The sequence below is a fragment of the Arthrobacter sp. AOP36-F1-5 genome (genome assembly GCF_058137995.1).
In genome coordinates this window covers 1688976-1711525 of sequence record NZ_CM176892.1, presented here as the reverse complement: position 1 = coordinate 1711525, position 22550 = coordinate 1688976, and the positions used below count along the sequence as shown (strand labels likewise).

Annotated in this window: 16 protein-coding genes; 13 read left to right on the top strand and 3 right to left on the bottom strand. The window is 63.1% G+C overall.

All coding sequences use genetic code 11. The annotated features are described in order from the left end of the window. Positions 1-13 precede the first annotated feature (13 nt). The 8 genes from mltG (at position 14) to nusB (ending at position 6933) form a co-directional block, all read left to right on the top strand. The gene (gene mltG, locus AC3ZI9_RS07800; protein ID WP_444555527.1) at positions 14-1654 is read left to right on the top strand and encodes an endolytic transglycosylase MltG; all 1641 of its coding nucleotides are present in this window, start codon (positions 14-16) and stop codon (positions 1652-1654) included. After that, positions 1651-2517, top strand: a complete 867-nt coding sequence (locus AC3ZI9_RS07795) for a shikimate dehydrogenase family protein (RefSeq protein ID WP_444555526.1) — start codon at positions 1651-1653, stop codon at positions 2515-2517. The genes mltG and AC3ZI9_RS07795 overlap by 4 nt, the downstream gene beginning before the upstream one ends. A gap of 26 nt (positions 2518-2543) precedes the next feature. Continuing rightward, complete coding sequence (gene aroC, locus AC3ZI9_RS07790) at positions 2544-3743, top strand: chorismate synthase (protein WP_444555525.1); 1200 nt, start codon at positions 2544-2546, stop codon at positions 3741-3743. Continuing rightward, the gene (locus AC3ZI9_RS07785; RefSeq protein ID WP_444555524.1) at positions 3743-4276 is read left to right on the top strand and encodes a shikimate kinase; all 534 of its coding nucleotides are present in this window, start codon (positions 3743-3745) and stop codon (positions 4274-4276) included. The genes aroC and AC3ZI9_RS07785 overlap by 1 nt, the downstream gene beginning before the upstream one ends. Continuing rightward, positions 4273-5364 (top strand): 3-dehydroquinate synthase, encoded by a 1092-nt coding sequence (aroB, locus tag AC3ZI9_RS07780; RefSeq protein WP_444555523.1) that lies wholly within the window; start codon positions 4273-4275, stop codon positions 5362-5364. The genes AC3ZI9_RS07785 and aroB overlap by 4 nt, the downstream gene beginning before the upstream one ends. Continuing rightward, positions 5361-5864 (top strand): tetratricopeptide repeat protein, encoded by a 504-nt coding sequence (locus AC3ZI9_RS07775; RefSeq protein ID WP_443381849.1) that lies wholly within the window; start codon positions 5361-5363, stop codon positions 5862-5864. The genes aroB and AC3ZI9_RS07775 overlap by 4 nt, the downstream gene beginning before the upstream one ends. Before the next feature lie 98 nt (positions 5865-5962). Further along, entirely contained in the window at positions 5963-6523 is a 561-nt protein-coding gene (gene efp / locus AC3ZI9_RS07770; RefSeq protein ID WP_444566749.1) for an elongation factor P, read from the top strand. Then, positions 6523-6933, top strand: a complete 411-nt coding sequence (gene nusB, locus AC3ZI9_RS07765) for a transcription antitermination factor NusB (RefSeq protein ID WP_444566748.1) — start codon at positions 6523-6525, stop codon at positions 6931-6933. Before efp ends, nusB begins: the two co-directional genes overlap by 1 nt. Positions 6934-7030: 97 nt before the next feature. On the opposite strand, the gene AC3ZI9_RS07760 is transcribed toward nusB, so the two are convergent. Next, entirely contained in the window at positions 7031-8260 is a 1230-nt protein-coding gene (locus AC3ZI9_RS07760; protein WP_489924011.1) for a PrsW family intramembrane metalloprotease, read from the bottom strand. Positions 8261-9352: 1092 nt separating this feature from the next. Between AC3ZI9_RS07760 and istA the strand changes: the two genes are divergently transcribed. From istA to AC3ZI9_RS07745, 3 genes are all read left to right on the top strand, one after another. Further along, positions 9353-10936 (top strand): IS21 family transposase, encoded by a 1584-nt coding sequence (istA, locus tag AC3ZI9_RS07755; protein ID WP_444567019.1) that lies wholly within the window; start codon positions 9353-9355, stop codon positions 10934-10936. After that, complete coding sequence (locus tag AC3ZI9_RS07750) at positions 10936-11712, top strand: ATP-binding protein (protein ID WP_444567020.1); 777 nt, start codon at positions 10936-10938, stop codon at positions 11710-11712. The genes istA and AC3ZI9_RS07750 overlap by 1 nt, the downstream gene beginning before the upstream one ends. 103 nt (positions 11713-11815) lie before the next feature. Continuing rightward, a complete protein-coding gene (locus tag AC3ZI9_RS07745) occupies positions 11816-13081 on the top strand; it encodes a hypothetical protein (protein ID WP_489924010.1) in 1266 nt (421 codons plus the stop codon). Between the two features lie 405 nt (positions 13082-13486). On the opposite strand, the gene AC3ZI9_RS07740 is transcribed toward AC3ZI9_RS07745, so the two are convergent. Beyond that, the gene (locus tag AC3ZI9_RS07740; RefSeq protein ID WP_489924009.1) at positions 13487-14224 is read right to left on the bottom strand and encodes an SDR family NAD(P)-dependent oxidoreductase; all 738 of its coding nucleotides are present in this window, start codon (positions 14222-14224) and stop codon (positions 13487-13489) included. Between the two features lie 247 nt (positions 14225-14471). On the opposite strand from AC3ZI9_RS07740, the gene AC3ZI9_RS07735 reads away from it, so the two are divergent. Together AC3ZI9_RS07735 and AC3ZI9_RS07730 are read left to right on the top strand one after the other, a co-directional pair. After that, a complete protein-coding gene (locus tag AC3ZI9_RS07735; RefSeq protein WP_489924008.1) occupies positions 14472-17453 on the top strand; it encodes a DEAD/DEAH box helicase in 2982 nt (993 codons plus the stop codon). After that, positions 17453-21553, top strand: coding sequence for a DNA methyltransferase (locus AC3ZI9_RS07730; protein WP_489924007.1), 4101 nt, complete (start codon positions 17453-17455; stop codon positions 21551-21553). Before AC3ZI9_RS07735 ends, AC3ZI9_RS07730 begins: the two co-directional genes overlap by 1 nt. On the opposite strand, the gene AC3ZI9_RS07725 is transcribed toward AC3ZI9_RS07730, so the two are convergent. Then, entirely contained in the window at positions 21524-22516 is a 993-nt protein-coding gene (locus AC3ZI9_RS07725) for an IS481 family transposase (RefSeq protein ID WP_489924006.1), read from the bottom strand. The two genes, AC3ZI9_RS07730 and AC3ZI9_RS07725, sit on opposite strands and share 30 nt — an antisense overlap. Positions 22517-22550 lie beyond the last annotated feature (34 nt).

Here is a 22550-nt window from a genome sequence, read left to right as displayed (position 1 = left end):
AGGACATCAGAGGATGAACGAGCAGCAATCCGAGGGCCCCGGCGTCGAACCCGGGGGTCCTCAGGAGCGCGCCGACGGCACCGGGGTGCCCGAGGCGCCCGCGCCGTTCCGTCGTCTACGTTCGGGCCGTCGCCGCGCGGCACCGACCGCCCCCTGGGATGAACACGCACCCGGGGAGGAGCCGGCCCATCCGGCGGCGGCCCAGCACGCCGCCGCACCAGCCGATCCCGACCCGACCGAACCCGAACCCGTGGATACCGAACCCACCGCACCCGCGGCAATGACGGCCGACACCGGGGATGGCGGAACTCCTGACCCCGTGACGGAGGACGGCGGACCCGTCGAGGACCCGGCGCCCGAGGACCTTCCGGTGCGTGATCACCATCAGGCCGAGTTGCTCCAGGCGCACCCGCCGGTTGATTCCGACGACGTGGGCACCGAACACACCCCCGGACCCCTCGCGGCCCAGGCCCCCTCCGAGGCGCCCGCGGCCGAGGATCTCCTGCTCGCCGACCCCGAGCCGGAGGCCGAGGAGGAGAGCCCCACCGAATCCCTGCTCAACGGAAGCCAATCGACCCCGGGGGTCCGCAAGCGACGCCGAAAGCGTCGGAACGTGATCATGGCCATCGTGATCGGCATCTTCGCCATCATCCTGGCCATCACCGTGCTGCTGCTCCAGAACATCCTGGGCATGTGGACCACCGAGGACTACCCGGGCCCCGGGGAAGGCGAAGTGACCTTCACCGTCGAACCCGGCTGGGGTCCCTCGGTCATCGGCGGACACCTGACCGAGAAGGACATCGTGTCCGACCGCAAGATCTTCCTCGAGGCCGTCCAGGACTCGGATGCCGAGAACAAGGAAATCCATCCGGGGGAGTACCAGCTCAAATACAAGATGGCAGCCCAGGACGCCGCGGACATCCTGATCGGCGAGGCCGCGGACAAGGTCAGCTATGTGGCGGTGAAGCAGAACGTCAGGACCAAGGCGGTGTTCGAGAAGATCTCCGAGGACACCGGTGTTTCCCTCGGTGACCTCGAGGACCTCAATGACCAGCCCGAGAAGTTCGGGCTCAAGAAGCCGGTGAAGAACCTCGAAGGGTACCTGCATCCGGGCGAATACCGGTTCCCGCTCGATGCCACCGCCGAGGACATGCTCCAGGAGATGGTCGATGCCACCACCAAGGAGCTCACCAGCCAGGGCGTCACGGATCCGGCCAAGCAGTACCGCGCCCTGAAGATCGCCAGCATCCTGCAGGCCGAGGCCAGCCCGAAGGACTACAAGATCGTCTCCGGGGCACTGGACAACCGGCTGAAGCCTGACAACAAGGAGACCGACGGGCTCCTGCAGGTCGACTCCAGCGTCATCTACGGCCTGGACCGCTACACCCTGCAGCTGAGCAAGGAGGAGAAGGCGGACAAGAGCAATAAGTACAACTCGTACCAGCACCGGGGCCTTCCCCCCACGCCCATCGGTTCGCCCGGCGACAAGGCCATCGACGCGGCCATCCACCCCGAGAAGAACGACTACTACTACTGGGTGACCGTCAATACCGAGACCGGTGAAACGAAGTTCGCCAAGACCTATGAGCAGCACAAGGTCTACCAGCAGGAGTTCAGGGACTGGTGCTCCGACAACGAGGACATCTGCAAGTGAGCCACCCAGCCCGGGCCGCGGTCTTCGGACAGCCGATCGCCCATTCGAAGTCCCCGTCCCTGCACCAGGCCGCCTACGCCCGACTCCGGGTCCCGATCGACTACCAACGGGTGGAGGCCGGCACAGGGCAGGCCCGGGAACTGACCGCCAGGATGCGCACGGAACCCGGATGGACGGGTGCCTCGGTGACCATGCCCCTGAAACAGGCCATGGTGCCCTTGATGGACAGCATCTCCGAACGCGTCCAGCGGCTGGGGGTGCTGAACACCATCGTGGTCGGCCGGGCCGAGGGACGGGTCCACCTGCGCGGGGAGAACACCGACGTCGACGGGATCGTCCGCGCCCTGGGCGACGCCGGCGCCTACCGGGTGGGGGCCGTGGCCGTCCTCGGGGCGGGAGGCACCGCGAGCGCGGCCACCGAAGCCCTGCGGAGCATGGGCGCGCAGAGCGTGGACTACGTCGTCCGTGACGGGTCCCGGGCCGCAGGAGTCCTCGAACTGGCCACGACACTGGGTTGTACCGCCGAGGCCATTGACGTGGCGACGGCGGCCCGGCGGTTGGAAGGCTACGACGCGGTGGTCTCCACCTTGCCCCCGCATGCCGCGGACGGGCTGATCCAGGATCTGGACCTGCCCACCCTGCGCCCGGGGACCGCGCTGCTCGACGTGGCGTACGACCCCTGGCCCAGTGCCCTGGCCTCGGCCTGGGAAGCCGCCGGCGGGACCGTGATCGGGGGACTGTCCATGCTCCTGCACCAAGCGGTTGAACAGGTGAAGATGTTCAGCGGGGTCACCGAAGCCGACTGGGGCCAAGTCACAAATGTGATGTGTGACGCAGTGGGGCTGCCCCACCCCCGGAACTGAGCCATGGGCATGGCAGGATGGAGATCATGTTGCGATGGTTGACGGCGGGCGAATCACACGGACCCGCACTCGTAGGAATCCTGGAGGGCCTGCCTGCCGGTGTGCCCCTGACCACGACCGACGTCCAGGATGCCCTGGCCCGGCGCCGGCTCGGCTACGGGCGCGGCGCCCGGATGAAGTTCGAGAAGGACCAGGTCAGTTTCGTCGGTGGGGTCCGCCATGGACTCACCCAGGGTGGGCCGGTGGCCATCGAGGTCGCGAACACCGAATGGCCCAAATGGGAAAAGGTGATGAACGCCGACCCGGTGGACGACGCCGAATTGGCCTCCCTGGCGCGTAATGCGCCCTTGACCCGGCCACGTCCGGGACATGCCGACTTCACCGGCATGCAGAAATACGACTTCGATGACGCCCGCCCCGTGCTCGAGCGCGCCAGCGCCCGCGAAACCGCGGCCCGGGTCGCCTTGGGAACCGCAGCATCACGCCTGCTGGCCGGACTGGGCATCGAACTGATCAGCCACACCGTGGCCGTGGGCAGCGTCTCGGTTCCCGAAACCGCCGCCCTGCCCCTTCCCGAGGACGTCGTCGCCCTGGACGCCGACCCGTTGCGCTGCTTCGATCGGGATACCTCAGACGCCATGGTTTCCGAGGTCGATGGAGCCCATAAGGACGGCGAGACCCTCGGCGGCATCGTGGAGGTCATCGCCTACAACCTGCCTCCCGGTCTGGGCTCCTACGTCCATTGGGACCGTCGCCTCGACGGCCGCCTGGCCGCCGCCCTGATGGGCATCCAGGCCATCAAGGGGGTCGAGGTCGGAGATGGCTTCCTCACCGCCGCCCGCCGCGGCTCGGCAGCCCACGACGAGATCGTCCGTGAGGAGGACGGCACCATCGGCCGCTCCTCCAACCGCGCCGGAGGCATCGAAGGCGGCATGAGCATCGGGGATCCGCTGCGCGTCAGGGCCGCCATGAAGCCCATCGCCACCGTGCCCCGGGCCCTGCGCACCATCGACACGGCCACCGGCGAGGAGACCACCGCCCACCACCAGCGTTCCGATGTCTGTGCCGTCCCGGCGGCCGGGGTCGTCGCCGAAGCCATGGTCGCCCTGGTACTGGCCCAGGCGGTGTTGGAGAAGTTCGGGGGCGACTCGTTGACCGAAACCCGCCGGAACCTGGATTCCTACCTGGATTCCATCCCCGATTCCCTGGGATCGGTCCGCCACTGATGGTGCAGGACATCTTCCTGATCGGGCCCATGGCCAGCGGTAAATCGGTCGTGGGCCGGGCCCTGGCCGACCGGTTGGGATACCGCTTCGTGGACACCGACGAGGAGATCACCGCCGGGCATGGCAGCATCGCGGGACTCTTCGCCAAGAGGGGAGAGGCGGCCTTCCGCACCGTGGAGAGCACCACCCTGGCCCGGGCGGCCTCACGGGAGGAACCGTCCGTGATCGCCACCGGCGGCGGCGTGGTCCTGGACCCGGGGAACCGCGACCTGTTGGCCGGCTCCTTCACGGTCTACCTGCACACCGATCTGGCCACGGTCCGCCCGCGGATCGAGGCCGATTCGGGCCGGCCCCTGCTCGACGGGGACCCGATCCGGCGCTGGGCCGATATCCTTGCGGAGCGCGAGTCCCTGTATCGTGCTTGCGCCAGCCTGACCATCGACGCGCGCACGGGATCCGTCGCGCGGTTGGCAGAAGACATCGAGGGCGCCTACCGGCGTCATGCATCAACATCTGGAGGCATCACCACATGAGCAGCGCTTCGACCCGCATCAGCGTGACGGGTACGGCCCCTGAGGACAACTACGACGTCGTCGTGGGAGAGCAACTGCTCGGGGAACTGCCGGGTCTGCTGGGGGAGCGGGTCCGCAAAGTCCTGATCATCCACCCGCGGGCCCTGCGCACCACCGGTGACACCGTCAAATCCGATCTGGAGGCCGCCGGTCTCACGGCGATGACCGCAGAGATCCCGGACGCCGAAGAGGGCAAGCACATCGAGGTCGCGTCCTTCTGCTGGAAGGTCCTGGGCCAGAACGACTACACCCGCTCCGATGCCATCGTCTCGGTCGGTGGTGGAGCGGTGAGCGATCTGGCCGGATTCGTCGCCGCCACCTGGCTCCGCGGGCTCAAGGTCATCCACGTCCCGACCTCGCTGTTGGGCATGGTCGACGCCGCGGTCGGTGGCAAGACCGGCATCAACACGGCCGAGGGCAAGAACCTCGTGGGCTCCTTCCACCCGCCGGCGGGGGTCCTGGTCGATCTGGATGCCCTGGCCACCCTGCCGCCGAACGAGCTGATCACCGGACTGGCCGAGGCGGTTAAATGCGGTTTCATCGCCGATCCGCGCATCCTGGAGATCATCGAGGCCGATCCGAAGGCCGCCTCCACCGCCGGAACCGAGCAGCTACGCGAGATCATCGAACGGACCATCGCCGTGAAGGCACGGATCGTGTCCAGCGACCTGCGCGAAGCAGGCCAGCGCGAGTTCCTGAACTACGGACACACCCTGGCCCACTCCATCGAATTGGCCGAGCGCTACCAGATGCGCCACGGGGCAGCGGTGTCCATCGGCCTGGTCTTCGCCGCCGAACTGGCCCGTTCGATGGGCCGGATCAGCGACGAGCTGGCGGACCGGCACCGGAACATCCTCGAGTCCCTGGGCCTGCCGGTGTCCTACCGCCGCGACCGCTGGCAGTCCCTGCTCGACGGGATGCGCCGGGATAAGAAGGCCCGCGGGGACCTGCTGCGTTTCGTGGTCCTGGACGGGCTGGCCAAACCGGGGATGCTCGAGGTCCCCGATACGTCCCTGTTGTTCGCCGCCTACCAGGAAATCGCCCAATGAGTACCGCAGAGAACTGGATCCGCACCGGGATCCCGGGCCTGGCCATCGACCCCGAAACCCTGCTCGCCGAGGTCGTCGACGAGGAGGCCGCACGGCAGGCCTACGCCACGGCCAACCCGGTGGAGAAGGTCATGATCCTCGTCGCCCGCGGTGATGTCGCCGACGCGGCGGAACTGGTCACCGAGACCCGGCTCGTGGAGCCACAGAACTTCCCGATGCGCGTGGTCGACGCCGATGTCGTCCGCGCCAACGGCGACCCGCAACGGGCCATCAACCGGCTGCGGAACCTCATCGAGGAGTATAAGGACCTGCCGCACGAGTCGGTACTGCAGCAGCAGCTGGGGGTCCTCTACTACACGGTGGGGGATTTCCATGCCGCGGTGACCCGCTTCAAGCTGGCGCTGGACCTGCGCGTGGAGGCCGGGGACGAGGAGTTCAGGATCGAGATCTCGCGGCGGTCGCTGGCGGCCGCGCAGGCCAAGGCCTCGCCCGTACGTTAGAATGGCTATGGTTTTTTGACAATGCGACCCGACCCGCAGTCCTGCCCGTGACCGGGCGGGCACTGACCGCGGAGCGGGAATCAACAGAGAGAGTATTCGTGGCTACCACTAACGACATCAAGAACGGCACCGTGCTGAAGATCGACGGCCAGCTGTGGACGATCACCGAATTCCAGCATGTGAAGCCCGGCAAGGGTGGGGCCTTCGTCCGCACCAAGATGCGCAATGTGCTCTCCGGCAAGACCGTTGACAAGACCTTCAACGCCGGTCTGAAGATCGAGACCGCGAACGTGGACCGCCGCGATTACCAGTACCTGTACCAGGACGGCGCCGACTACGTCTTCATGGACACCGAGGACTACGACCAGCTCACCGTCGAGGGCAAGGTCGTCGGCGATGCCGCGAACTTCATGCTCGAATCGCAGATGGTCACCATCGCCCTGCATGAGGGCACGGTGCTCTACGTGGAGCTGCCGCCGTCGGTCACGCTCGAGATCACCTACACCGAGCCGGGCCTGCAGGGCGACCGCTCCTCGGCCGGCAACAAGCCCGCCACGGTGGAAACCGGTTACGAGATCCATGTCCCGCTCTTCCTCGAGCAGGGCACCATGGTCAAGGTCGACACCCGCACCGGCGATTACCTGGGACGTGTCAACTAGTGAGTGCCCGCACCAAGGCCCGGCGCAGGGCGCTCGACGTCCTGTTCGAGGCCGAACAGCGTCAGGTCTCCCCGTTGGAGGCCATGCGTCTGCGCCGGGAGACCACCGACATCACGGTCAACGAGTACACGCTGACGCTGATTGAAGGGGTCATGGCCCAGGGCGAGCGGATCGACGAGATCCTGAGCACCTATGCCAAGGGCTGGACGTTGGAGCGCATGCCCGCGGTGGACCGCACCCTGCTGCGTCTGGGGACCTGGGAACTGCTGTACAACGACGATGTGCCCGACGCCGTCGCGGTGGCCGAGGCCGTCGCCACGGCGAAGCTTTTCTCCACCGATGACTCCCCGGAGTTCATCAACGGCCTGCTCGGACGCATCCAGCAGCTCAAGGACACCCTGTTGGCCTAGCCGACACCGGGGTTCCCCGGAAAGAAGACAGCGTACGACGGCGGGTGCCGTCCCCGAGATGGGGACGGCACCCGCCGTCGTTGGTGCATGGATCGTCTCAGGCGGTGCCCGGGGCCTGCGGGGTGCCGGTCAAGGCCAGCCGGTAATCAAGGATCAGCGCCAGCAGCCTGGCCTCGTCGCGTTGGGCCTTCTGCCGGTGGGAGCCGGCAATGATGCGGTTGCGGGTGGCCGCCAGGCGCATGGCCGTCCGGGTGAAACCGCGCATGGCCTTCCGCCGCCCGGTGGCCGAAGCCCAGCCGTTGGCCTGGCGGCGTCCGCGGCGGGTGGCGAACATCTCGACCTCCTCCGGGCTGAACCAGCCGGCCTGGGCATAATCGGTCAGCCGTTGGGCCACCAGCCGGCGTTCGGCCCGGCGCAGCAGGATCACCGCCACGATGGCGCAGATGAACAACGGGACCTGCAGCAGCACGTAGAACGTCCAGAAGTTGTGGAAGATCAGCCCCACCCCGCCGTTCCAGAGGAAGTGACCGAGCATCGCCGGGATCAGCCCGGCCAGGAAGTAGAAGGGCCAGTAGCGACGGGCCCCGCGTTGGACGGCCAGGCCCAGGGCGAATCCGGTCCACGCGGTGAACATCACGTGGGCGAAGGGGGAGAAGAGCCCACGCAACACGAACACCTGCACCGCTCCCGCCCCGGCTCCGGCGAAGGCGTCGGAGAAGTAGAGGATGTTTTCGGTGAACGCGAAGCCGGCGGCAATCGTTCCCCCGTAGACGATCCCGTCCACCGGGCCATCGAAGTTCCTCCGGGCGACGAAGAAGATCAGCAGCACCCCCAGGCCCTTCATGGTCTCTTCGACCACCGGGGCCTGCACCACCGCGCCGAACAGATCGGGCCCGGCGACTGCGGCCAGAGAGGCGAAGGCCCGTTCAAAGGCTGCGCCGAAGAACAACGACCCGACCACGGAAACCCCGGCGCCCCAGACGAAGGCACTGATCAGAATCAGCTTGGGTTCGGGATCCCAACGGTCCACCCAGGCCAGGCCGATCAAGCAGATGGCGAGCGGGAACAGTGCCAACAGGCCCACGACGAACAGGGTTCCGGCGCCCAGGACCAGTCCCAACCAGAGAGCAACACCGAGCAGGATGAGTCCGCTGAGCACCAACACGATCACCAGGCCCGGACTATAGCGCCGTGGCGGTTTCACCGAGGGCAGCCTCGCCGGATGGAACAGGTTTTCCGCCGGCTCGGCGTGGGGCCAGACAGGAGTCGTGGGGGCCGCTGGATCCACTCCGTGGAGCTGCGGTCCCCGGGGAGGGTATGCGTTCATGAGTTCAAGCATATCGAGACCGCGCTGTGTCAGCCCCAGAGACAAAGTAGCTCTTTTAGCTTGGACTCGTTCCATCGCTAAAAATGCGTGACTCTTCGATCTTTGTATCTCAATCCGCATCACTGGAGCTATCTATACGTAGCTATGTGTCGTGGGTGAATTGTCTATACCAGACACCACCCTCTGGGGGTAGTCTGAAAGCAGGCGCCCAAATTGCGCAGAAATATCCAGCCGTGACCTGTAAGTTCCTTTCAAGCTTGGAGAAAGCATGAAAAAGGCATACAAGCCAGCGATTTATTGGGCAGTGTCACTATTTCTCTCTGGTTTTTTGGCCATGCTGATATTCTGGCTGATCTGGTGGGGCAAGTTTCCCACTATAAATCAGCGGTGTATGGCGACGCGGTGGTTCTGCCACTTTGGTTGTTTTGCCTGGTCTCCCTCGGAAGAAGTACTCAGGTGCGAGGCATCGCCGCGCGTTTAGTGATTCGAACGACTACGGTCGTCGCCGTGCTCATCGGTGCTTCCACCCAAGTTTATTGGATACTCGATCCAGAGACTGCCCTAAATTGGACAATACCTGCGCGTCACCATTTCAACGGAGCGGGTTTCTATCATGCTGCTTTCCTCGTAGTTGCCACTGCCACACTCACTTACTGGCTTCTGAGATTTCTTTATGCTCTGGCTCACACAAAGCACACGCATTTGAGCACGACTTTACGAGATCCAACAACTATGGGGGCATTCTTTCTTGGGCCGGCTTTCATCGTCTTGCTTGCTCTGGACGAAACGGCCGAGAGCTCGACAAAAGTCTTACTAGTCATCGCCTGGGCTCTCCCCTCCATCCTTTATGCGTCTGCGTGGGCCGGGTGGAGAAGTAGGCATCGTAAACTCCCGGAATCCATTCGCGAATGGGGGTTTGCATTCTGCCTAGTTGTTCTTTTAGGCAGCGTGTTAAATAGCGGCTTCTGGAACCGGTAGTCCACGTTTCGGGTACCGCCTCTCCATCGACCGGATACCGCTTCCAGGGGATGTGTTCTTCTGGTCATGGCAGCAACACACACGGTGTTGCGCCTTGACCCTCAAGGAGGACCGATGGCGGATTACCGAGCCATCATGCGGCTGCTGGTGCAGGGCCGCAGCTATCACGAGATCACCGCGAGCTTGAACTGCTCGCGCCGCGGGATTTCCCTGGCCAACAAGGCCCTGGCCACCCGGGGCATCACCACCACGGCACAGGTCCAGGAGCTCGCCGACCACGACCTGGACGACTGGTTCCCGGACGGCCGATCCGCCCGGTCCGAAGGCTATGAGCTTCCGGATTTCGAGCCGGTGCTCCAGCGGATGAAGCGAGACCGGAACTTCACCCTGCAGCAGGCCTGGCAGGCCTACGTCACCACCGCCGGAGACCACCGCAAATACGGGTATTCGAAGTTCTGTGCCCTTTTCGCCCGGCACGTGGCCACCAACGACCTGAGCGCGACGATCCACCACGAACCGGGTCGCTCGATGCAGGTCGACTGGGCCGGGCAAACGCTGCCGGTTACCGACATTTTCACCGGCCGGGTAGCCAAGGCCTACCTGTTCGCCGCAGTGCTGCCCTATTCGGGGATGGTCTTCGCCCGGGCCTCGCTGTCGATGAACCTCGAAGCGTGGATCGACCTGCACGTTCGGGCTCTTGAATATTTTGGTGGCGTCCCACAGATCCTGATTCCCGATAACGCCAAGACCGCGACATACCGGCCCGAGCGCCGGGATACCCAACGGGTGCTCACCGACCGGTATTCCCAGTTCGCCACCCATTACGGCACCGCGATCGTGCCAGCCCGGGTGAAATCACCGAAGGACAAGGGCGCCATCGAGCGGGCGGTGCGCACCGCCAACCACCGCATCATCGGCAAGCTCAGTGCCGAGGTGTGGTCCACGATCCAGGAGCTGAATGCGGCTATCCAGGTGCAGGTCGAGGAGGTCAACGACCTGAAGAATCCGCACGGGATCACCAAGCGCGAAATCTTCACCGCTGAGGAGGCAGCCCTCCTGGCAGAGCTGCCCGACCACCGGTTCACGCAGGTGACCTGGAAGCAGCTCAAGGTCCAGCGGAACTACCACGTCACCACTGATTACCAGCACTACTCGGTGCCCTACCGGCTGGCCGGGCAGATGCTCAAGGCCCGGTTGACCGGCACCACGGTGACGCTCTTCGCCGGGGAAGAGGTCGTCTGTGAGCACGCGCGCAAGCACGGGCGCAAGGGCCAGTACTCGACAAGCACCGAGCACGTTCCGCCGGCGCACCAGAACGTCGCCAACCTCTGGTCGCGCACCTGGTTCCTGGACCGTGCCAAAGGCTTTGGGCCCGCCACCGTCGGGGTGATCACCCAGGTCCTGGACCGGCACGTGATCGAGGCCCAGGGCTACCTCGACTGCCAGAATATTCTGGATGCGCTGGGCAAGAAGGGCAAGGCGCGCCTGGAGGCGGCCTGCCAGCAGGTGCTCAACACCTCCGCGGTCCCCACCTATACGACCCTCAAGCGGGTGCTGGCCACCATCACCAGCGACCAGCACGCTCCGTCGGTGCCCCGGGCCGCGGCCAATACCCTCAAGCCCGAGCACCTCGGAAACCGGGAAACCACCGGGCAGGTGTTCGTGCGCGGCTCCGATTACTACCAGGAGGGATTCTGATGCCCATCTTCACCAGCGAGGACCACGACAAGTTCAAAACCCTACGCATCACACGCGTCGCCGAGGCCCTCGAGCTGCTCCTGGTCGAGGAAGCGAACGAGCAGGTGCCCCCGGAGAGACTGTTCCGCCAAGCCGTCGATGACGCCCTCGAGCAGCGGCGCTCCAACAAAATCGAAAGACTGATCACCCAAGCCCGGATGCCGTTCGCGGACGCCACTGTCGAGGAACTGGACTACCGGGAAGGCCGCGGGGACCTGAACCCGGTACAAATGAGCCGTTACGCCGCCAACGATTGGAGCCGCGAGCAGCTCAACGTCGTCATCACCGGCATGTCCGGTTCAGGCAAGACGCACCTGGCCTGCGCGATCGGGGTCGCGGCATGCCATAACGAACACAGTGTCCGCTACTGGCGCATGGACGATCTGGCCCTGGCGCTGGTCAGCGTTCACGACGACCACATCGCCCACCGGAACCTGCTCAACCAGCTCAAGGAAGTCGAGTTACTCATCCTTGATGACTTTTTAACGGTCGGAGTCGATGCCAGAGCTACCAACGACCTGTTCGGGGTCCTGGCCGATCGGGACCGACGTGCGCCGACGATGGTCCTGGCCCAGACCGGACCGGAGTACTGGATCCAAATGATTCACGACCGAGTCGCGGCAGACTCGATCGTGAACCGGCTGGCTAACAACTCACGCCACATAAAACTCGGAACGGTTGATATGCGGCGTGAGCAAAACATGAGAAGACGCCAAACCGAGGGCCACTGGAACTAACCACGATGCCCTGGGACAAGACTACAGGGCCGAGCTGAATGGATATCGGCCGCCGACCTCGATCGGCGGCCGGTACCCGCCATGGAAAGGAGGTACCCGGTACATGGACTACCGGTTCCCGAAACGGCCATTTAACAGCAGCGGTTTCCTCTTTCTAGCAACCCGCATTTACTACGTAGGGATACCGATACAGGCATTGCTGGTTTTCTTGCCTCTGCTTCTAACTATGGGGCAAGACTTCTTCCCCCTTCCCCGCAAAGGTGCGCTACATGTGGTCTTGCTCGCGGCCCTGACATCTACCTTTCTGAGTCAACAGATCTACTTGCCTGAAACGTGGGATACATGGATCGATCAGAATTTAACGTCGGTTCCATCTCGGGACAAGATTTCTGGTGAGATTTTTGGGCTACTAGTTGCGGCTGCACTTATGTACATATCTATCAAAGGCACAAAATCTTGGTTCAAAACGCCGGTTCGGGATGAAGAGCGGAGTATTTCTGGTCTTATTGCCTTGACAGTTGTAGCGATTGGTCTGTGGTCGATTATTAGTGGGGCCGCGACGGCTATTGCTGTTCCTGAATTAGTCGTTCTATCGATAGGCTATTGCGCTGTTCTCCTAATTCACACGACCCTGCGATTACTCACCGCAAGAATGGTGCATTTCGAAAACACGGGAGAAGCGATCGCCGCAAGTATAGAACGTTTCAGGGTCTATTTATGGGGCGGCCTGACCCTTTTCGCATACTTGGCTGGCTTGCTTTTTGCGATTAGTCCCTCAGTCACGATCGCATTGGCGTGGACGGAAGATGATTTTAGGGTTCTTTGGATTCCGCTCATATTTCTTACTGGTGTGGGATTCTTGTATTTAGTACTAAGAAACCAACGGAACCGGGCATTTCAAGTCATTATTTTGACTGTACTCACCGTTATGGCTTCATTCTGGGCCGTAAGCCGCATAGTGGATATTCAAATGGTCCAGAGTGCCGACTGGTTAACGCTTTCTTTTATCTTCCTGCCGTCAGCTGGGGCTGCATTCTTCTGTGCTTGGGGCCTATACGCGAATGCGCTATATCTACGCGGCACACGGTCATCGTACGGAGATTGGCCCGTACTGATTCTGTTGTGGGCTTTTAGCTTCGTTGTTTTCAGCGCGGTCAGTCTCCTAGCAGCACAGGAAACCATCGGCTCCCTGATCTCATTGGTCATGGCAGCTGTAGCAATTGTGGCCTTGATTTTATGCGGCAATGGTCTAGGCAGAGCTGTGGCAGTCGATGATTGTCGACATCATGACCACTCATTTGGCTTCACTTGGCAGGACTGCTTCATGGGGGGCTTGATTTGGCTTTCTGCTTCATGTTTCCCGTTGTAGTCGTGGCAACGGCAACTGACCAACCTCTCAGTGCAATGCTGACTTACGCGGCACTTCTCGCTGGGTTTACGTTGTGGCTTATGGCAAATAACCGGAGGAATACAGAACGCTATCTTCGAGAAGCCGAAAAATGTTCCGGGTCTGAGCGTTTAGACTCCCTCGACAGGTGGAAGCGTCAGCAACTACATAGCCGAGTGCAAAATACTCTTTCCGGCGTTTCACTCGGGTTTATGGCAGTGTTTCTCTTGGGGTATATGAATCAGCTTGGTATATCCCCCTCCTCGCCGACCAAGCCGGGGATTATGGATAATTACTGACCGCATAATTTTGGGCTAGAGATCTGAATCGCTCGTTCCATTGTTCCCGAGCCTAAGTATTCCGAAGATCATCGAGTTCCTCTCAGCTCTACACGGCCAGGCCGCCATCCACCGGCAGGAGGACTCCGTTGATGTAGGAGGCCTCGTCCGAGAGCAAAAAAGCCACCGTGGCGGCTATTTCCTCCGGCTCGGCCATGCGTTGCATGGGCCCGAAGCCAGAGAGATCCGCTGATTCGGGCATGCCCGCGGTCATGGCGGTCTTCACCCCGCCCGGGCACACAGCGTTAATGCGCAATCCGTGCCTGCCGTATTCACTGGCCGCCGTCACCGTCAGCCCCGCCAGCGCGTGTTTGGTGGCGGCGTACATCCCCATCGACGGTTCGGCCCGGATGGCTGCATGTGATGCGGTGTTCACGATCGACCCCGACCCCTGAAGCATCATCTGCTCCAAGACGTATTTCATGCCCATGAAGGCCCCGCGCAGGTTCACCGCAACGATCTGGTCGAAGTCTTCGATGCTGGACTCGTGGAGCGGGCCGGGGACCTGCAAGATGCCGGCATTATTGTGGAACAGGTCGACTCGGCCGAAGCTCTCAATGGCCGTCTGGACGTAGCCGTGAACGGAGCCGGAGTCCGAGACGTCTACGACGACGGCATGGGCTTCGGCACCTTGTCCCTTGACCAGTTCCAGCGTCTCGTGGAGCGTTTCCTCGTTGTAGTCGACCAAGATCATCTTCGCGCCGTCTTCAGCCAGCCGTCGCGCCGTAGCACGCCCGATGCCGCTCGCGGCCCCGGTAATGATCGCGGCTTGGTCTTTCAGTTTCATGTTGGTTCATCTCCTTGGATGGTCTGTACACCTTCAGGCCATCCTCGGTCGAAAGGTTCATAAAGGCCAGCATCCTGACGACGAAGCAGCTCTTCGCAGCGGATGGCAGCGGCACCCACCGGGCGCGATCTGCCCAAAATGTCGGAGATCATCCCTTAGGGTGGGAAGAGCCATTCGGGGAGCTTTTCCTAGTGGCCAGGACCGGCATGGTTGCCGGTCGCATCAAAGAAACATGGGGGCTTGTTCAGTGGTAGTTGGCCATGCCGAGGCAGACGCTGCGCGTCCGACGGAATCAGCGGAAATCAATCTCGCGCCCGGCTCGGTGATCCGGGTCCGGGACGAGGATTGGCTGGTCACCTCGACCAGCTCGACCACCCAAGGCACCCTGGTGAGGGTCCAAGGCCTGAGCGAACTGGTCCGCGACACCACCGCCAGCTTCTACTCGGACCTCGACACGATCGAGGTGGTCGATCCGCGTCAAGCAAGGGTCACCGCCGATGGAACTCCCCACTACCGCCGCGCACGCCTCTTCCTGGAAACCACACTGCGCAAGACCCCGGTGCCGGCCACCAGCAACCGACTGGGTGTTTCCACCCGCATGTTGGCGGCCACCCTGAAGTACCAACAGATCGCCGTGGCCAAGGCCCTTGATCCGCACAACATCCGGCCCCGGATCCTGATCGCGGACGCCGTTGGCCTGGGCAAGACGCTGGAAATCGGCATGATCCTCTCCGAGCTGGTCGCCCGGGGACGGGGCGAGCGCATCCTCATCGTCACCCCACGCCACGTGTTGGAACAGATGCAGCACGAGATGTGGTGCCGCTTCGCCCTGCCATTCGTCCGTTTGGATTCGGCAGGCATCCAGAAAGTCCGGCAGAAGCTGCCGGCCACCCGCAACCCGTTCACCTATTACAAACGTGCCATCATCTCCATCGACACGCTGAAGTCCCCGCGTTACCGCGAACATCTGAAGAAGGTCGGTTGGGATGCCGTGGTCATCGACGAATCCCATAACCTCACCAACACCGGGACCCTGAACAACGAACTCGCCCGCATCCTCGCCCCCAAAACCGACGCCCTGATCCTAGCCAGCGCCACCCCGCATAATGGCCGGCAGGAATCCTTCGCCGAGCTGTTGCGCCTGCTGGATCCCACCATGGTCCGCCCCGACGGGACAGTGGATGAACAGGCGGTGCGCCAACTGATCGTCCGTCGCCACCGGCATAGTCCTGAGGTGGCCCGGGAAGTTGGCGCCGACTGGGCCGAACGCCTCGACCCGGATAATCGTCTGGTGCCCGCCTCGCCCGCGGAGAACGCCATCGCCGACGAATTGGCGAGCACGTGGCTCTACCCGGAGGGCAAGAGCCCCTATTCGGGGACGACGGCCGCCCTGTTCGGCTGGACGCTGGCCAAGGCCTTCCTCTCCTCCCCGGCCGCCCTGTTGGATTCGGTACAGGAACGCCTCAAGAAGGTCGGGGGTGCGGGCAAGGGCGTTGACGGTGCCGCAACCCCCGCTGCCGGCGAAGCAGCCGCCTTGGAACGTCTCCGGGAGCTGACGCTGGTCGCGCTGGAGGCCGATTCGGCGAAGCTCGGGGCCCTGGTGACCCATCTGAAGGAGATCGGCGTGGGCAAGAACAAGCCGATGCGGGCCGTGGTCTTCGCCGAACGGGTGGCGACACTGAAGTACCTGCGCGAAGAGCTCACCGAATCCCTGGGCCTGAAGCCGGAGAACATCGCCATCCTGCATGGTGGCCTGACCGACGTCGAACAGCAAGACGTTGTTGATCAGTTCAAGCGCGGCAATTCGAAGCTGCGCGTCCTGGTCACCGGCGATGTTGCCTCGGAAGGGGTGAACCTGCACGCAGAATGCCACCACCTCATCCACTTCGATGTCCCGTGGAGCCTCATCCGCATCGAGCAGCGCAACGGCCGTATCGACCGTTACGGGCAGAAGCATTCGCCCCAGATCACCACGTTGCTCCTGGATCCCGACGATTCCCGCTTTTCCGGTGACATCAGCGTGCTGGCGCGCCTCATGGAAAAGGAACACGCCGCCCACCAGGTCCTCAACGACGTGGCCTCTCTCATGGGGGCCGGCTCGGTCAAGGCAGAGGAAGACGCCATCCGCGATGCTCTGATCAAGCAACGCGACCTGGAAGACGTGATCCCCGAACCAGGCACGGTGTTGGACAACCCGTGGGCGGAATTCGAGTCGCTCTTCGATGACGAGGATTCCCCCGAAGATGCTGCTGCACACGGCCCGGCCAGCGAAGAGCACTCAGAATCTCCTGTGTCGCCGCCCGCGGAGGTGGCCGTCGAACTCGAGGAACGGGTGGATCTCTATGCCTCCGATCTGGCATTCCTGGAGGAGGCGCTGACAGAGGCGTTCATCGACCCGGCACAAAAGGTGGAGTGGAAGGTCCATCCCGAACATGGCATCGCCGAGCTGAAGCCCACCGCTGATCTCCGTCGACGCATGGGGGTCCTGCCGCAGGACTACCTCACCGAACGCCGTGTGACGGAGAACCTGAAGCTGGCCACGACGCTCACCGCGGGGGAGCATCAACTGACCGTCGCGCGTTCCTCCGACGACATGATGTGGCCGGCTGCGCATTATCTGGGCCCCCTGCACCCCGTGCTGGATTGGGCGAGCGACCGGGCCCTGGCGTCCATGTCCCGCAACGAAGTGCTGGGGGTGCGCGGCGACGTCGACCACCCCACCTTCCTGGTCCTGGGAACCGTGATGAACCGGCGCGGGCAGCTGGTCAGCCGGGCTTTCATGGCCGTGCAGATGCCCGACGTCGAGGCCCCTGACTTCGCCCTGCCGACGGCGGTCGGTGACGTGGGGGCATACCTGCGCGAGATCGGGCTCAACGCAAAATCCGCCAACCCGGGCCCGGTGGACCTGTCAGGAATCCAGGAGCTCCTGCCCGGTGCGGTCAACGCCGCGGAGCACTACCTGAACCAGACCATGGGCGCGGCGGAGAACGACGCCGAGGATCGGTTGGAGGACTGGCTGCAGCGCGCTGACGCCTGGTCCCACGAATCCGATGCGTTGATCCAACGAGCCGACGTCCGGCAACGCCGCGAACGCGTCGCCGAGGAGCGTCAACTCGCCGAGGCCATGCGGCCCGCCCAACGGGTGGTCCGGCCTCTTTTGGCCATCCTGCCGCGCGACACCCCGGTGGCCACGGCCGCCGCCACCATCCCTGAAACGGAAGGCCGCTGATGCCCGCCTTTGACTCCTTCACGCTGGCCGAAGACTGGATCAGCGAGCACTACTTCACCGCCGACACCACCAAGGGAACCTTCCAGGGCGACGTCCTGAAGCTTCGAAAAGAATGGGACGCCGATGCCAAGGAGGGCCAAGACACCATCCTGAAACGCTTCTCGGCAGCCCGTGCTGACCTGCAGGTGGCCCTGGCCGAACTGGGCGAAGACACCGGGACGGGAGAACCGTCCGCCTCCGGCCCGGACGCCGACGCAGCCCAGGGCGCGACTGCCACCGTCTACGCCCGGTTGCGCACGGTCCTCGGGTTCCCCGGAGAACTGACCTCACTGGCCTTCGAACGTGGTGGTAGCGACCTGCTGGTCGAACGCGGCTACAACCAGTTCGGGGACGACCTGCTCTGGCTCGAAGCCACCCCGGCCGACTCCATCGACGACGTCATCTCCTCGGCACGGGTGCTGGGCGGGGTGCAGCAGGACGGCAAACAGGTTGATTGGCCAATCGCCAAGCTCATCTCCGAGCTGTATCTCTGCGAACCAGCCCCGAAGTACATCGCGGTGACCGCCGGACGATTCGTCCTGCTCACCGAACGCGAGCGTTGGCCCGAAGGGCGCTACCTGGCCGCGGATGCCCTCGTCGTCGCCGACCGCAAGGACCATAAACGTGGCGGGGAAGTAGACCGTTTCCTGGCAGTCTTTGGCCGCACTTCGCTGGCACCGCAGGCCGACGGCACCATCTGGTGGGACGGGATCCTGGAGGATTCCGTCAAGCACGCCGTCTCCGTGTCCGAGGACCTGCGCCACGGCATCCGCGAATCCATCGAAATCATTGCCAACAACGTCCTGGAACGGCGCACCGCCGCCGGAAGGGGAAACGAGGGCGTCGACGGCAACGTGCTGGCCAAGCAATCGTTGCGCTTCCTCTACCGGATCCTGTTCCTCCTTTATGCCGAGGCATCGCCGGAGATGGGGGTCCTGCCGGTCGGGGCCACCGAGTACGACGACGGCTACGGGCTGGAACGTCTGCGTGAACTCGCCCTGGTGGAACTCAACGGCCACGAATCCCAGCACGGGATGCACCTGTATGAATCGCTGAACCAGCTTTTCCTGCTGGTCAACGGTGACCACCCAACTCAACAAGCCCAAGCAACGAATGCGCCGGCGGCTGGTGTCGCCCAGGACGACGAACAGGGGTTGGATTTCGAACCGCTGAAGGCCGATCTGTTCGAACGCTCCGCCACCGGACTGATCAACGACGCAAAGCTCGGCAACCAGGCCCTCCAGCAGGTGCTGCTGCGCCTGCTGTTGACCGGCGAGAAGAAGAACCAGGACCGAGGCTTCGTCTCCTACGCCAACCTGGGCATCAACCAGCTCGGCGCCGTCTATGAGGGCCTCATGTCCTACACGGGCTTCATCGCCGAGGAGGACCTGCACGAAGTAGCCAAGGACGGCAATGCCGAAAAGGGCTCCTGGGTGGTCTCGGTCGAAAAGTCCAAGGACATCGAGGCCAAGCACTTCGTCAGGGCCGCAGACCCGCTGACAGGCGAAATGAAACCCATCCTGCACGAACGCGGCTCCTTTGTCTTCCGCCTGGCCGGGCGGGAACGCCAGCAGTCTGCCTCCTACTACACCCCCGAGGTCCTGACCCGTTTCGTGGTCTCCCAGGCGTTGGCTGAACTGCTGACCGATGAGACCCCCGCGGACCGGATCCTGGAACTCTCGGTCTGTGAGCCGGCATTGGGGTCGGGGGCCTTCGCCATTGAGGCGGTGCGCCAGCTGGCCGAAGAGTACCTCAAGCGAAAGCAGACCGAACTCGAGACCCAGATCCCGGCCGATGAATATCCGGTGGAACTTCAGAAGGTCAAGGCCCAGATCGCCCTGCACCAGGTCCACGGCGTGGACCTCAACGCCACAGCCGTCGAGCTGGCCGAAGTGTCGTTGTGGTTGGACACCATGGTCAGCGGCCTGCAGGCCCCGTGGTTCGGTCTGCGGCTCAAGCGCGGCAACTCCCTGATCGGCGCGCGCCGGGCGACCTACTCGCGGGAACAGGTGCAGGCGAAAAAATACCTCTCCGAGGAACCGCAGGCGAACCCAATGACGGGTCTCGTCGATGCCCTCGAACGCGATACCGAAGACGCCGCCACCGTCGGGCGGATCCATCACTTCCTTGTGCCCGGTGAAGGTTGGGGAGCCGCCGCACAAGCCAAGGAGGTCAAGGACCTCGCCGCCGACGCACAAAAGTCACTGAAGGACTGGCGCAAGCAGATCACCAGGAAGCTCGCAGCCAAAGACGTTGAGCGCCTGGTTCGGCTCTCACGCCGCGTGGAGACGCTGTGGCAGGTGTCCTTGCGCCGCCTGCAGCTCGCGGAGGCGGAGGCCCGGCGGGACGTCACCTACTTCGGCAAGCCGGAGAACGTCGAGGAATCGCACGGGGTTTCGAGGGCAGAGATCGAAAAGAAGCTGGGAGACCCGGACGGCCTGTTCCAACGACTCAAGCAGGTGATGGATGCGTGGAACGCGCTTTGGTTCTGGCCGGTCGTTCCTGACGGACAGGAATTCCCTGAGCCGCCGTCCTTCGAAGAATGGCTGAACGCAGCGGAAGGGATTCTCGGCAAGCCCATCGCAGATTCCAAGAAGGAACCGCGCAAATACGGGCAATCCCATGGCCAAACGAGCGTACTGTCGACGGCTGGCTGGAATGACCTGGATGACTTCGAGATCTTCGACCGTCCGCTCTCCGAGATGAAGGACATCGACGAGCTCAAGGTCGCGTATCCCTGGTTGGAAGTTTGCGGGCGAATTGCTGACGAACAGGGCTTCTTCCACTGGGAACTCGAATTCGCTTCGGTCTTCGGTCGCGGAGGCTTCGACCTGCAGGTCGGAAATCCGCCATGGGTCAGGCCCGACTGGGACGAGAAAGCCATCTACGCTGAATTCGATCCCTGGTGGCAGCTCAACGACAAGCAATCCCAAGCGCTTCAGCGCGGAAAGCAAACAATTGCTAAGGCTGATTCCCAACAGGCCTGGTTCATGTCGACCATGGCCAGCTCCATCGTCGCTACGCGCGCAATCCTCACCTCTAAAAACCTTTTCCCCATCGTCGCTGGTCTCAGGCCTGACCTCTACCGGTCGTTCATGGAACGAACCTGGAGCAATTCCTCGCCGGGGGGCATCGTTTCGCTGATTCATCCCGAATCACATTTCACCGAGAAACGGGCGACGCACCTTCGAGCTGCAACATATCGGCGACTACGTCGCCACTGGCAATTTCGCAATGCGATGTTCATCTTTGACGAGATTCACGACGGTGTCTTCTTCGGCGTTCACGTGTATGGGGCCAGACGTGAAGCACCAGAGTTCCTGATGGCGGCCTCCCTCTATCAGCCGGACACGGTAGAGCGTTCGATCAGGCACGAGGGCGGCACGGAGATACCCGGGCTCAAGGATTCAGAAGGCAAATGGGACACCCGCCCGCACCCTGAACGGATCCTTGCTGTGGATACGGACATGTTGAAGACCTGGGCCGAAATCCTCGACAATCCCGGTACGTCGCCATTGCATGCCCGTATGGTGTATCCGGTGAATAAGGCTAGTGCGCGAGTGCTGGAGAAGCTAAGTATGGCCCCGCGCGTGCGGGATTTGGGCCTTCAATACTCGTCAGGTTGGAACGAGACGACTGACCGCAAAAAGGGTTACTTCGAAGTCGGTTCGAAGGTGAATGACACCTGGGACGACGTGATCCTGCAAGGTCCCCATTTCTCCGTGGCAAATCCGTTCTACAAAATTCCGAACCCAACGATGCGGAGCAACCAAGACTGGACAGAAATCGACCTTGAGGCCCTCCCCGCCGATTTCATCCCGCGCACCAGCTACCAGCCAGCCACAAATCCGGTGGAGTACAGGACTGACTATGGCTCCTGGCTTAGCAGCACAGGATCTTCCGTTGCAGTAAGTTCCGTTCCACGGCTCACGTGGAGGAATATGGCATCGATAACTGGATCTCGAACTCTACATATATCTGTGATCCCCGCAGGCGCAGCACACGTTCACACTGTGAATTCGGCCGCTCGACTAGATGTACTGCCCATAGACGTTAGTTAAGCGGCTGATTGGTGGCTGGTTCCCGATTGCAGTGTGGGGCCTGTGGTGATTGTACGCATGGATCCAATCCGGCAGTGCTTCGCGGCGGGTGGCCTCGCTGCCATAGAACCTGGCGTAGGCCCAACCGTCGTTCAGGGTCCGATGGAACCGCTCGATTTTCCCATTGGTCTGGGGCCGGTAAGGGCGGGTCCGCTTGGGCGTGATGGCCAGCTCGGCGCAGGCGTCACGCCAGGCATGCGAGCGGTAGGCGGACCCATTATCAGATAGCACGCGCTCCACGACGACGTCACGGGCAGCGAACCACGCCACGGCCCGTTCCAGTACCGCGATGGCCGTTACCGACTTCTCATCATCATGAATCTCGGCATAGGCGATACGCGAGTGATCATCGATGACCGTGTGCACGAAGGCGGTTCCCATTTTCGGGGTGTGGTTCGCATTGCGGGGCTTGTCCGGGGTTGCTGCACGGTTCTTGTCTCCGGCCTGCCGGCCCACGAACCGGTGCCCGCCGCCGTCGGGAATATTGCCGAATTTGGTGACGTCCACGTGGATCATCGATCCCGGATAGGGGTGCTCATAGCGGCGGATTTTCTCACCGGTGACCCGGTCGATATAGCGCAGCCTGTTGATCCGGCAACGTACCAGCACTGCGTGCACCGTCGAGGCAGCCAGGCCCAGCCGGTAGGCGATCTGGACGGGCCCCAAGCGCTTGCGCCAGCGCAGTGCCACGATTTGTTTGACCGCTGCCTGCGGGGTGCGTGCAGGACTTGTCCGGGGTCTGCTGGGCTTGTCGGCCATCCCGGCCGCGCCGTGGGCTCGGTAGCGGTCGGCCCAGCGTTTGGCGGTGGGCCAGGAGACCATGAACATTTTCGCTGCGGTGGAGACGCTCCACTGCTGGTCAACGATGAGCTTGGCGATTCTCAGACGTGCTTTGGGGGTCAGGGCTGCATTAGCGTGGGACATGAAGGCCTCCTGTTTGTGAAGTGGTTTCTTAGAC